The sequence below is a fragment of the Pseudoalteromonas luteoviolacea H33-S genome (genome assembly GCF_001625695.1).
GTDB lineage: Bacteria > Pseudomonadota > Gammaproteobacteria > Enterobacterales > Alteromonadaceae > Pseudoalteromonas > Pseudoalteromonas luteoviolacea_B.
In genome coordinates this window covers 55,641-68,266 of the sequence record NZ_AUXY01000058.1, presented here as the reverse complement: position 1 = coordinate 68,266, position 12,626 = coordinate 55,641, and the positions used below count along the sequence as shown (strand labels likewise).

General features: G+C 42.2%; 12 protein-coding genes. 6 read left to right on the top strand and 6 right to left on the bottom strand.

Going from position 1 to position 12,626, the window contains the following annotated elements; translation table 11 throughout:
* The first annotated feature begins 521 nt into the window (after nucleotides 1–521).
* The 5 genes from N477_RS06970 (at nucleotide 522) to yegD (ending at nucleotide 6,342) form a co-directional block, all read left to right on the top strand.
* Complete coding sequence (locus N477_RS06970; protein ID WP_063361787.1) at nucleotides 522–2,840, top strand: TonB-dependent receptor; 2,319 nt, start codon at nucleotides 522–524, stop codon at nucleotides 2,838–2,840.
* A 134-nt stretch (nucleotides 2,841–2,974) separates the two neighbouring features.
* Entirely contained in the window at nucleotides 2,975–3,274 is a 300-nt protein-coding gene (locus N477_RS06965; protein WP_063361786.1) for a hypothetical protein, read from the top strand.
* 23 nt (nucleotides 3,275–3,297) lie between these two features.
* On the top strand, nucleotides 3,298–3,951 hold the full coding sequence (locus N477_RS06960; protein WP_063361785.1) for an HAD family hydrolase: 654 nt from the start codon (nucleotides 3,298–3,300) through the stop codon (nucleotides 3,949–3,951).
* 112 nt (nucleotides 3,952–4,063) lie between these two features.
* Nucleotides 4,064–4,906, top strand: coding sequence for a DNA ligase (locus N477_RS06955; RefSeq protein ID WP_063361784.1), 843 nt, complete (start codon nucleotides 4,064–4,066; stop codon nucleotides 4,904–4,906).
* Nucleotides 4,907–4,980: 74 nt separating this feature from the next.
* On the top strand, nucleotides 4,981–6,342 hold the full coding sequence (gene yegD / locus N477_RS06950) for a molecular chaperone (protein ID WP_063361783.1): 1,362 nt from the start codon (nucleotides 4,981–4,983) through the stop codon (nucleotides 6,340–6,342).
* Here yegD and N477_RS06945 read toward each other — a convergent pair.
* The 3 genes from N477_RS06945 to N477_RS06935 form a co-directional block, all read right to left on the bottom strand.
* A complete protein-coding gene (locus N477_RS06945) occupies nucleotides 6,339–6,797 on the bottom strand; it encodes a methylglyoxal synthase (protein WP_063361782.1) in 459 nt (152 codons plus the stop codon). The two genes, yegD and N477_RS06945, sit on opposite strands and share 4 nt — an antisense overlap.
* A gap of 8 nt (nucleotides 6,798–6,805) precedes the next feature.
* On the bottom strand, nucleotides 6,806–7,444 hold the full coding sequence (locus N477_RS06940; RefSeq protein ID WP_063361781.1) for a LysE family translocator: 639 nt from the start codon (nucleotides 7,442–7,444) through the stop codon (nucleotides 6,806–6,808).
* A 253-nt stretch (nucleotides 7,445–7,697) separates the two neighbouring features.
* Nucleotides 7,698–8,876: a multidrug effflux MFS transporter gene (locus N477_RS06935; protein WP_063361780.1), complete on the bottom strand. Its 1,179-nt coding sequence runs from the start codon at nucleotides 8,874–8,876 to the stop codon at nucleotides 7,698–7,700.
* Nucleotides 8,877–9,169: 293 nt separating this feature from the next.
* On the opposite strand from N477_RS06935, the gene N477_RS06930 reads away from it, so the two are divergent.
* Entirely contained in the window at nucleotides 9,170–9,637 is a 468-nt protein-coding gene (locus N477_RS06930; protein WP_063361779.1) for a hotdog fold domain-containing protein, read from the top strand.
* Here N477_RS06930 and N477_RS06925 read toward each other — a convergent pair.
* The 3 genes from N477_RS06925 to fahA all read right to left on the bottom strand — a co-directional run bounded on the left by N477_RS06925 (nucleotide 9,634) and on the right by fahA (nucleotide 12,561).
* Entirely contained in the window at nucleotides 9,634–10,020 is a 387-nt protein-coding gene (locus N477_RS06925) for a bactofilin family protein (RefSeq protein WP_063361778.1), read from the bottom strand. The two genes, N477_RS06930 and N477_RS06925, sit on opposite strands and share 4 nt — an antisense overlap.
* The gene (locus tag N477_RS06920; protein ID WP_063361777.1) at nucleotides 10,010–11,125 is read right to left on the bottom strand and encodes a M23 family metallopeptidase; all 1,116 of its coding nucleotides are present in this window, start codon (nucleotides 11,123–11,125) and stop codon (nucleotides 10,010–10,012) included. The genes N477_RS06925 and N477_RS06920 overlap by 11 nt, the downstream gene beginning before the upstream one ends.
* A gap of 122 nt (nucleotides 11,126–11,247) precedes the next feature.
* Nucleotides 11,248–12,561: a fumarylacetoacetase gene (gene fahA, locus N477_RS06915; RefSeq protein ID WP_063361776.1), complete on the bottom strand. Its 1,314-nt coding sequence runs from the start codon at nucleotides 12,559–12,561 to the stop codon at nucleotides 11,248–11,250.
* Between the last annotated feature and the right edge of the window lie 65 nt (nucleotides 12,562–12,626).

Here is a 12,626-nt window from a genome sequence, read left to right as displayed (position 1 = left end):
TGCTTAATGAGGTCTAATGTCCTCTTATCTTATAGAGCAGTTAGTTAATATAGATATGCTTTCATGACACCGGTTACCATTTTGGGCGATGGTAACCTTTGTAACTTAAATTTATTTCGGTTGTTTTTAGCAAAGTCTAAATTTTGCGTTTTTTTCTTTATCAACGAAATATTGATCTTTTGTATATTAATTAGGTAAAAAATATTTCCTTGAACATAGTATTGATGAGTTTATAAGGACAAATGTCCGCTTTTTGTAGCTAAAAGTTGTAATATTTTACCTAACGTCGTCGAACGTTGTAAAAATGTGTGTAATTTATGTGTTTATTAGAAGCATTTTAAAAATATGCTGCTATAATTACGCCCGTTGCGTTCAGCCTCGTTTTAACGTTTTGCACTCTCGAGATCGAGGTCCGCGTTGTTTGTCATCAACGCGCAAAATTGAACGCCATAGCCAATGTGATACGGCGCCCAAATATACCGTTGAACTCAAAGAGTGCATTAATAAGGTCAAAAACCAACATGAAAGCAATGAAAAGATCTACGTTAGCAACTTTAATCAATGCGACGTTGTTCTCTGCTGTGGCAGGTACTTCATTCACTACGCTAGCTGAAGAAGAGCAAGCGAAAAGCAATCAACTGGAAGTGATTCAAATTACTGCGCGTAAGCGTGTTGAAAATGCACAAGAAGTGCCAGTTTCAGTGTCTGCCTTACAAGGTGATAATTTAGACGCCTATAGTTCTGCTGGTATGGATATCCGCTTTATGAACGCTAAGATCCCGAGCCTATCGGTTGAATCTTCGTTTGGACGCACATTCCCGCGCTTTTATGTTCGCGGTCTTGGTAACACAGACTTCGATTTGAATGCATCTCAACCGGTTTCTTTAGTTGTTGACGAAGTCGTTCAAGAAAATCCTATCTTAAAAGGTTTCCCTGTTTTTGATATTGAGCGTATCGAAGTATTACGTGGACCACAGGGCACTTTATTTGGTCGTAACACGCCAGCTGGTCTAGTTAAATTTGACTCTGTAAAACCAAGCCAAGAATTTGATGGCTACGCATCAGTTGCATACGGTAGCCGCGAGTCTGTTGACTTTGAAGGTGCTGTAGGTACTGGTCTAACTGACAAAATTTCTACACGTGTATCTGTATTATGGCAAGAGCAGCCAGACTACATTGATGTTCGTTCTCCTGAAGGCATCACCAATGAATTTGCAAAAGATAATTCACTAGGTGGCTACAGCGAAAAAGCAGCACGTATTCAATTCTTATACGAAGGTGATGACTTTACAGGTTTGTTAAACTATCACGTTCGTGACCTTGATGGCCGCCCAATCCCTTTCCGTGCAAATCTGATTGAGAAAGGTTCGAATAACATTAACCCTATTTATGATAATGATGTTGTTTATCATGATGCAGCGTCTCGTGCGACACAAGAAGTTGAAACGCAGGGCTTAAGCTTAAAGCTTGAGTGGGATCTTGCAGAGCACACTGTGACGTCAATTACTGCTTGGGAAAGTGCTGAGATATACTCGCGCGCGGACATTGATGGTGCATATGGTAATGCGTTTGCTCCAGCAATGGGACCGGGTAAAATCCCTTTCTCATCTGAAACAGCAGATGCGCTTCCAGATCATGACCAATATACACAAGAATTACGTCTTTCAAGTAACTACTCAGGTGATTTCAATTACCAAGTAGGTGTGTTCTTATTTGAAGAAGAAATGACCATTGAAAGCTTCAGCTTTGACACTGGTGTATTTGATACAGCAGCGGGCCAATATGGTTTACAAAATGGCTATGCTATCCAGAATCAAGACACTTCAGCTTGGGCTGTATTCGGTTCTTTTGATTACACACTGTCTGAAAAGTTAGATGTGACTCTTGGTCTTCGCTACTCTGATGATGAAAAAGAGTTCTATGCGAAAAGAACTGATAACCCAACACCTTGGAATGGTTCTCCTGACTTCCTAGAAGGCAGCGCAAACCCTAGTGACAGCCATGTGAGCTGGGATTTAAGTGCAACATACAAGCTGACGGATGATATTAACTTATTCGGTCGTTTAGCAAATGGTTTCCGTGCGCCAAGTGTTCAAGGTCGTATTGTATTTGGTGATGAAGTAACTGTAGCTGAGTCTGAAACTACAAACTCAATTGAGTTCGGTGTTAAATCAGATGTACTTGATGGTCAAGGTCGTGTGAATGCGACTGTGTTCTATTATCAAATGGATGATCAGCAGCTGACGGCTGTAGGTGGTGGTTCTAACTTTAACCGCCTAATCAATGCTGACAAAACAACCGGTTATGGTTTTGAGTTGGATACTGAGTGGGTACTTACAGATGAGTTAAACGCGACGTTTAATTTGAGCTATAACAACACTGAACTAGATGATGCAAACTTAGCGGTTGCGGTATGTAATCAATGTACAGTGACAGATCCTACTTATATGGTTGAAGGCCCTAATGGACCTGAAGCACGTGCAATTTTGGATGGTAATAGCCTTCCACATGCACCAGAGTGGATTGCAAACGCAACGCTTCGCTACACTAAAGAGTTAGAAGGCGGTGACTTCTTCGTATACGCTGATACTTCTTACCGTAGCAAAATTAACTTCTTCTTGTATGAGTCAGTTGAGTTTGAAGGCAAAGCACTATTCGAAACAGGCGTAAGAGCAGGTTATGCATGGGCGTCTGGTGACAACGAATACGAAACGTCTGTATTTGTACGTAACTTGTTTGATGAACAAGTTGTTATTGGTGGTGTAGATTTCAATAACAACACTGGTATGTTAAATGAAGAGCGCTTCATAGGTGCTGAGTTCAAGGTTCGTTTCTTTTAATTTGTAACTGAAATGAATTAGTCAATTTTAAACCCGTGTTATTGGATAAATAACACGGGTTTTTTATTTCTTTAATGCAACTGTCGGAATTAGCTGATACAGTCGCATCGTAGTTTAAGTAAGAGGAGTTAAACATGTCTGGGTTTTGGAACTATCGCGTGATTTTTTGTGAAGGTAAAGATAGTGAATCACCGCTATACCAAATTCATGAAGTTGAATACAATATCAATGGTAAAGTGACTAATTGGTCAGAGACAGGTGCCGCTCCTTTTGGTCACACGATTGAAGAGTTACAAGCGGATTCTGATAGACTTAAATCAGCGTTTGAAAAGCCAGTATTAAAAGTTGTTCGTAAGCAACGTGGTTACGAGTTAGTTGAAGTGGAGACGGGTGAAGAGGCGTACGCTGAGCCACCTGCAGCTTTGAAAGGCTAAATAAAAAATGATCAGGAGTGTTTATGGGTTTACAGGCAATATTATTCGATTTTGATGGTACCTTAGTAGACTCAGAGACACTCCATTACACCAGTTGGTGCAAAGTACTCTCACCATTTAATATTTTCATCAGTGAATCTGAGTTTTGCGATGAATTCTCTGGTGTGCCTACGGTTAAAACTGGCCATATTTTGCAGCAACGTTACAACCTTCCTTATTCGGGGGGGGAGTTAGCAACGTTAAAAAATACACAGTTTGTAGAAACTGCTGCTACTGAGAAACCTAAACTGATGCCACACGCTATGGACGTGCTCTCTCTTTGTTCACAACATTATAAGTTGGCTTTGGTTACTGGCAGTACACGAGCAGAAGCGCTTCCCGTGTTAGCACATTATCAACTGCACGAGTTTTTTGACTATATTGTTTGCAAAGATGATGTAACCAATCCTAAACCACACCCAGAACCCTACTGTTTGGCCATGGCTAAACTCAATATTAGCGCACAAGAAGCGATTGCCGTAGAAGATTCACAAACAGGGCTAGCATCTGCCACTGCTGCAGGATTGAAAACGGTTGTGATCCCTCACTTACACTCAGCAGGCCAAGATTTTAAAAAAGCTGCGTGGCGAAGTGAGAGCTTGGAAGCGATGTGGCAGCAAATCGCAAAGCCAAGTTAAACTGTACAAGTCCGATAAAGGTGCTACTTTAAAAAGAGCCATTGAAACGCTAACAAGGTGTTTTAGCTGTGATGGTCTTTATTGTCTGTTTTTATCTGCAAAGGAAAGTAGCATGAAACACGTCTTTTTTTGGCTGTGTACAGCCGTCATTATTTGCATCAGCCCCACTTCTTTTTCTAGTATTGCACCTGATGTTCAACTCGCAAAAGTGTATGCGCAACAAAAACCCGTCAGCGATTATTTGGTAAGTGAAAAGTATGATGGCGTACGTGCAGTTTGGGATGGCAAGTTGCTTAAAACCCGAACAGGGCATATTATTCACGCGCCAAAATGGTTTACGGCTGTATTACCTAATCGGTGGTTGGATGGCGAATTATGGGCAGGGTATAACAACTTTGCATTTGTTAGTAGTTTGGTGCGCAGAAAAGTCCCTGATCATGAGAATTGGCAACAGGTTCATTACCTTATTTTTGATGCCCCAGATCCACTGCTGACATTTGAGCAACGCTTTGAGAAATACCAAGGTATCGTCAATGGCTTACACAGTATCCATGTGAAGCCAATTCCTCAGCACCATTTTACTAATAAAGCGCAGTTAGATGAATTTTATACGCAAGTATTGTTGCGTGGTGGCGAGGGAGTAATGCTACATGAAAAGGCTGCTACTCATCAGGCTGGCAGAACCGCTCAAGTACTTAAATACAAGCCTAAGTTTGATGCTGAAGCGGTTGTTATCGCACATTTACCAGGAAGAGGTAAGTATCAGGGAATGATGGGGGCAATCAGGGTTAAAACGATGGAGGGGGTCATATTTAACATCGGGACGGGGTTTACAGACGAGCAGCGTGTCTCCCCGCCAGCCATCGGAAGTACAATTACATTTCAATACCAAGGGTTTACCAAATACGGTAAACCGAGATTCGCGAGCTTTTTGCGAATGCGTGACGCTTTGTAAGGAGGGATATCCTTTAAAATCGATCTGAGCTATGGTAAATTTCGTCCTTTTTTGCGAGCGGATGCGAGGTAAGAATGGTCGTTGGGTTTGATTATGGTAGCTCAAATTGTGCAATGGGTGTAATGCGTGCAGGCGTAGTCGAGTTGATCCCTTTGGAAAACTCTAAGTATTACCTTCCTTCTACTTTATATGCACTACATAACTCGCTTATTTCTGAATATGTTGCAAAAGGGATTCAAGAGAGTGTCCAGTCTCAGTATAGAGCACAGAGAAGTGGCATATTGAAAAGCGCACAGTTTGCTCGTAGCGACTTAGACTTGATGCCACAAGAAAGTGGTGTTTTTGTTGGTCAAGAAGCGATTGAAGAATACATCTCTATGCCAGAAGAGGGCTATTTCGTTAAATCGCCTAAGTCATTCTTTGGCGCAATAGGGCTCAAGCCTGAGCAAATCGCATTTTTTGAAGATATTGCCACAGCTATGATCATGGCGCTGAAAACGCGAGCTGAGAAACACTTAGGTTCAGCACTGACGCAAACGGTGATTGGCCGCCCAGTTAATTTCCAAGCGGTCGGTGGAGAGGATAGCAACCGTCAAGCTGTATCTATTTTAACCACGGCGGCGAAACGTGCGGGTTTCACTGATGTGGAGTTTCTTTATGAACCCCTGGCAGCAGGAATTGATTTTGAATCAGATCTGCAACAGGACCAAAAAGTACTCGTAGTTGATATTGGCGGTGGTACAAGTGATTGCTCATTTGTACAAATGGGCCCAAGCTATCGAGATTGTGAAGATAGGAGTGCCCACTTCCTGGCTCATACGGGAAAGCGGATTGGTGGCAACGATTTAGATATTGCTTTGGCGTTTCATAAGTTAATGCCTGTGTGTGGTTTAGGTGGACAATTTAAATCTGGTTTGCCTTTACCAAAGCAAGCTTTTTGGCAAGCATGCAAAATCAATGACATTCAATTGCAGAGTGATTTTTACAGCAGTGCCTTTGGCCGTGAGCTCAATACCATGCTCCGTGATGTCTGTGAGCCTGAAAAGCTAAAGCGCTTGCAAGTGATCCAGGAAAACAAGATGACACATCAATTTGTTAGGCAGGCTGAACTTGCGAAAATTGCGTTGAGTGATGATAGCGCGCATCAAGTTGATTTATCATTTATTGAAAATGAATTGGTACAAAACCTCAATCTTACTCAATTAACCGAGTCTGTTGAGTCGAGTTTACAACAGGTTGTGGCACTTGCCGAGCAAGCGATTTCAGATGCAGGGACTCAGCCTGATGCCATTTATTTGACTGGGGGCAGTGCACAATCACCGTTGTTAAAAAGTGCATTACAGGCAAAATTAGGCGATATTCCAATGTTGAACGGTGACAACTTTGGTAGTGTCACCGCTGGCTTAACAAAGTGGGCTGAGCGTATTTATCGTTAAGGGATACGATTAGAAATATATGCTGAATAATCGGGCTGTGTTCTTGGCAGCTCAGTATTCATCAAAGTTGAAGTCAGCAGCATATCTGCACTGGCTTCATTACACGCAACTGGAATATTCCAAACAGCAGCCAGTCTCAATAGCGCTTTCACATCTGGATCATGGGGCTGAGATGACAAAGGGTCCCAAAAAAATATCAACATGTCTATTTGTTGTTCAGCAATTTTGGCGCCTATTTGTTGATCTCCCCCCATGGGCCCGCTCATTAACTGTGTTACTTCTAGCTCTGACTGTGACACTATCAGTGCGCCTGTTGTGCCAGTCGCACTCAAAATATGCTGGACTAAAACGGCTCTATGTTTTTTGCACCAATTAGCCATACTTGATTTTTTGCCATCGTGGGCAACTAAAGCAATGCGCTTGGTCGCAGGAATGTTAGCTTGTGTGTATTTCATAAGTTTCCTTAGAGCAATAGATTAACAGCTAATGCGATAAAAATGGCTGCGGATATTCTATCTATCCATATAGGCGCTTGTGGATGACTTCTAAAGTAGCCTGCAATTTTATCTCCACCATAGACGTATACACAATCAACAGGAAAAGCCAAGATGGGGTAGAGTAGACCAAATAATGCTAATTGAACTGTTGTGGATGTATTTAAACTAGTATCAACAAATTGGGGGATAAAAGCGATGAAAAAAAGCGCAACTTTAGGGTTCAGTACTTCGGTCATCATTGCCTGAAAAGTCACGTTCTTACTGGATTTGCTCGGTGTACTATTATCCCCTTCAGAGTGTTCGTCATTGGTGTTCGATAAGGTTGCTTTAAAGGTCATTATCCCGAGATAAGCAAGATATCCGGCACCGAGGTACTGGACTGCTGTGTAGGCCGTTTCAGACGCTTTTAAAATAGCAGATAAACCAATGACGGCAAAAATAGTGTGTATCACGCCACCGAGCGCAAAGCCCAGTGCACTTTGCATCCCAGCTGTTTTACCATGGGTAAAGGTTTGCGCCATTAAAAATGCATTTGAGGGCCCGGGTGCGATAGCAATAATGAAGCTTGCAAACAAGAATGAAATCAAAAATTCAGGATTTAGCATAGTAGAGTAAATGTAATACAGTTAGGAGCTAGTTTAATCATTCGGGAACAGGTTGAAAATGCTTTATTGCGCTTTTTTTAAAACTATGCGGGCCAAATGAACCCGCATAACAAGGTTGGGGGATTTTGATTCAATATAAATAAATGCTAAAAAAGAAGTCCTATGTCTTCTCAACAACAGCCTGTGCAGCTATTAGATACAGTATGCCGAGTTGATGTGACAGTTTTACGACTAGTTAGCAAAAAGTGTCACGTTAATTTGCACTGTGTAACGCTTGGCGATGTTTTGAGAACAACAACATTAAAAAAGGCAATCCCATGCACAGGTGCAGTGCTAATTGCAATGGTGCAGTCAGCCCCAACGGCTGAGTCAATACAGCTAATAGCCCGGCACCGCTCATTTGCATGAGGCCAATTAATGCGGAAGCTGTACCAGCTTGTTTAGGGAACTCTGCTAACGCATTGCCTGCCGCTGCACCGATGGTAAAAGCAAACCCTATTGAGGCTACATACATTGGCAGCATGTAATAAGCGGCTGCTATTTGCGGCAGTATGAGGATGATGGCACCTGCACTACAAAATAGAGTGAGCCCAAATTGCAAAGCGCGACGACTATGACGTTTAATAAATTGCGGTGCGACAAAACTGGATACAATACTGATAAATGCGTTAAGCGCGAACCAGAAAGTAAAGTCCGTCATAGGGAGGTTTAAATGAGACATTATCCACCCAGGTGCACCGACCACAAACACGAGCATTGCCGACATACACACCATGGTAATTGATGCGTTAAACATAAACTTGGGGCTACTTAGCATAGGGCCAAAACGGCGAAGATCGAGGATGTGGCCTTTGTAAATGGAATCCTCAGGTTTCGTTTCTTTAAAAATGAAAAACAATAAAATAAGGCCAAATACCGCAAAGACAAATAAAAACGCAAAATTACTGCGCCAGCCAAGTTCCACAGTTAGCCATGCGCCTAAAATAGGTGCTAATGCTGGAATAAAGCAAACAATGCCATTTAAATATGTAATCATTTGGCCGCTGCCTTTGTTACCAAAGCTATCTCGCACAACGGCAAAAGCACTGACAAAAGTAGCACATGCGCCAAGACCTTGAAGTACTCGAGCAAACATCACTGACTCCCATGTATCCACAACTGTGGCCAGTGCTGCGCCAATCATAAATAGGCTGACACCAGAGAGGGCGATTGGTTTACGCCCATACTTATCTGCCAGTGGCCCCGCAATCAATTGCCCGAGTCCCACAGCAAGCATATAAATACTGACAGTTTGTTGAATTTGAGCCTCGTTTACTGCTAGTGCATTTTGCATGTCGACAAAAGCGGGTAAGTATAAATCAATACCAAGCGGGCAAAATATGACTAATAGGGCGAGGATGAAAATAAGTGATTTACTGGTGTGGTGTTGCATGCTGTCTCCTTTTCGACGCTATTGTATTGCGCGCAAAAAAAAAAGACAGGACAAATCGCCGTAATACAATAATATTTTATTAATCGAAAGGGTTTAATAAGAATTATGAATGAATAATAGTCATTAAAACAGTGCTTTACCTTTTATCGACCCAGGTTGTTTATTGTACTTTTTTCTAAAAGGCGCTTACTTCTTGAATAGCCTATATAGATATATGGATATTTTTATATATTGATGATACTAGAGTTAACTGGTCTGATGTGTTAGGTTTAATCAAAAAGGCAGGATAGTTTATGGCAAGTTCATTGTTAAATACTTATAAAAAATTTCGTTGGCTACCTTTTGGAAATTGCTTATTCAGCAAAGCGGTATGTAAGAGAGCCCCTTACTTTGCGACTATTAAACCTAAAATCACACATTTAAGTAGTGGTAGAATTTGCGCGCAAATGCCCAATCGTCGTGCGGTGCATAATCATATTGGTACAGTGCATGCCATTGCCCAGTGTAATTTGGCAGAGCTATGTGCTGGGGTTGTGACTGACGCAACAGTTCCTGTAAATACCCATAGATGGATCCCCAAAGGGATGACAGTGCAATATCTAAAAAAAGCGGATAGTGACCTTAAAGCTGAAGCGGTGATCCCATTGCCACATCAGTGGCAAGATAAAGAAGATTTAATCGTACCAGTTGAAGTGTTTAATGCTGAGGGCGTGAAAGTGTTTCACGCCGATGTCACAATGTATATAACTGCGAGAAACTAGGCCTGCTCTTGCTTTTCAATTGGGGTGACATTTGAAAGGTCTGTTTTGTGTGTAAGTTGACCTTCAATATGTGCCCCAGCCTCGATACTCAAGGTATCATGGATTATATCGCCGTGTACTTTAGCTGAAGGCTCTAAACGGACTTGTTGTGCAGTGATACAACCGTTGACAGTGCCTTTCACATGAACTTGTGTGGCTTTAATATTACCCTCAATGGTCCCTTGCTCACCAATTACTAAGTGCTCGACGTCGAGGTTACCAGAAACAATGCCATCAATTTGAATTTCACCTTCGCAGTGAATGTCACCAATGACTTTGGTGTTGGGAGAGATCATGGCGACGTAGAGCGCTGAGGATTTATTATTTTTTAATTTATTGAACACGTTCGAGTACTCTTGCAAGTTTAACAGGGTTAATATGCTTTTTATCCTGTAATACTTCGTAGTGCAAGTGTGTACTGGTACTTCTTCCTGTGCTACCCATTAATGCAATTACGTCTGATTGCTTAACTTTTTGGCCTTTTTTTACTTTAATTGTATGTAAATGCCCGTAACGTGTCGTGATCCCGTTGACATGTTGAATTTCAATAAATTTGCCATAACCGCCATATTTTCCGGCTCTGATAACTTTACCATCTGCAGGTGCGATGATTTCTGTTTTGTGCCACCCAGCTAAATCGACGCCCTTGTGGTAGGCGCGGCGACCGTTTATTGGATCTTTTCGATAACCAAATGCACTAGAAATATAATATTTGTCTTCTTTAACTGGCATGCTTGCTGGCAGTTTTTGCACTAAGCGCTCTAACTGGTTCAATTGTACAGAGCTGTCAATTGCGTTGAGGTACGATTGAGGCAGTTTATCACTTTGAACCTGGTGATAAGGACCACCTTGCGCTTCATTTGAGGTGTTTGCTTTGATGCCTGCTTCTTGCATACCCGCGAGTAAAACTTGATTTCTGCGAGCGATCAAATTGTGCAATTGGTTAAGTAGTTGGCTTTGTGCGTCGTTTAGCTCAGTCGCATGATGATGAAATGAGTCAGTATGTTCTTCGTGTAGCTCTAATGATTCGGTATTCACTTCGCTATTTTCATGCGATTCTGATGGGAGAGGGGCTGTGTCATTCACCTCACCTTCAGTCAGCGTATTGGGGAGTGAAGCCATAAGCTCGTTTAGTACTGCATGTTGTGCATCGAGCTGTGCTATGCGCGTTTGCTGTTGGGCTAGTTGCGCTTCAAGTGCAGCCTGCTTACTAAGAAACGCAGCTTCTTTGCTTGAAACTTCATCGGACAGCGCAAGTAAATGTGTTTTTTGTGTGAAATATTGTGAGGTTGTAAAGCCAAGCCATGCCAAAGTTGTGATTAGGCATACTATAATCGTGATTTGCACCCAAGCTGGTATAGCCAATAAACTTACTTCGCCATTTTGACGTAGCATGACTTGTTTGGGTTGAAATAGCTTTAAAACTAGGCTTTTGATAACGCTTAACATAACACTTAAAAATTTAGATAACGCCTAACTCTAACAATTTTTATACAAAAAGCCAGTATAAAATCATAAAAAAAAGGCGTGTTTATGCACGCCTTTGATTTGAATGAAATTATTTTATTCAATTATTTTGCAGGAAGCACAGTGCCTTCTACTGAGCCGAAGCCGATACGGTTGAAGCCGTCAGCTTCACACCAGCCGCGCATAATGACCTTGTCACCGTCTTCAAGGAATTTACGCTCTTCGCCGTTGCTTAAAGTAATCGATTCTTTACCGCCGCGAGACAGTTCAAGTAATGAACCTGCTTCTTCATGTTCTGGGCCTGATTGTGTGCCTGAACCTAGCATATCACCTGGTAAGAAGTTACAACCATTGACTGTATGGTGCGTAACCATTTGTGCAACTGTCCAGTAGCTGTGCTTGAAGCTTGACTCAGAAACCTTGCTTGGTGCTGCATTTTCGCTGCGCATCTTATCTGTTTCGATAAGTACGTCCATTTGAATATCAAATGAACCAGTCTCACGGTTCTGTGCAGACTCTAGGTAGCTCATTGGTTGTGGGTCGTTTTCGTCACGGTGCCACGCGGTGCGGTATGGTGCTAACGCTTCTGTTGTCACAATCCATGGTGAGACTGTTGATGCAAAGTTCTTCGCAAGGAATGGACCTAAAGGTTGGTATTCCCAGGCTTGTAGGTCACGTGCTGACCAGTCATTAAATAGACAGAAACCGAATACGTGGTCTTCTGCATCTTCAAGTGCAATCGCTTCACCGAGTTCATTGCCTTTACCAAGGTAAATACCTAGCTCTAGTTCGTAGTCTAGACGTTTACAAGGGCCAAATGATGGCGCTTCTGCATCTGGAGCCTTAGTTTGGCCTTTAGGACGCGGGAAAGTCTGACCTGATACATCAATAGATGAAGCACGGCCATGGTAACCGATTGGTACCCATTTGTAGTTAGGCAGAAGTGGGTTATCAGGGCGGAACAAGCTACCTACTGCAGTTGCGTGATAGATTGATGTGTAGAAATCAGTGTAGTCACCAATGTGACACGGAAGAGCATATTCAACGTCATCTTGTGCTACAAGTGCACTCTCAAGGGCACCTTGATGCTCAGAGCCTTCACGTAATGCACGAGAAAGTGCTAAACGTAAGCCTGACCAATGTGCTTTACCTAGACCCATGAATTCGTTTAGTGCTTGTGCATTTGCTGCTTCAACCGCTTCTTGCGCTAAACCGTCAAAGATGTTTGCAGCTGCAACGACTGCTAGATCTAGTACTTGATCACCAATGGCTACGCCGCCACGGAATTCTTCATTGTTGCCTTTGCGACGAAATGACGCAAACGGTAAGTTTTGAATTGGGAAATCGTTACCAGCCTGGTTTGCACTTGCAACCCAGCTTTTTAAATTAATATCGTGTGTTTCATTGATAAAAGACATGGTCTTTCCTTTTTTCTACAAGCTGCATATGACTATGCATTTTTATTTGTGCTTTCGCCAGAATA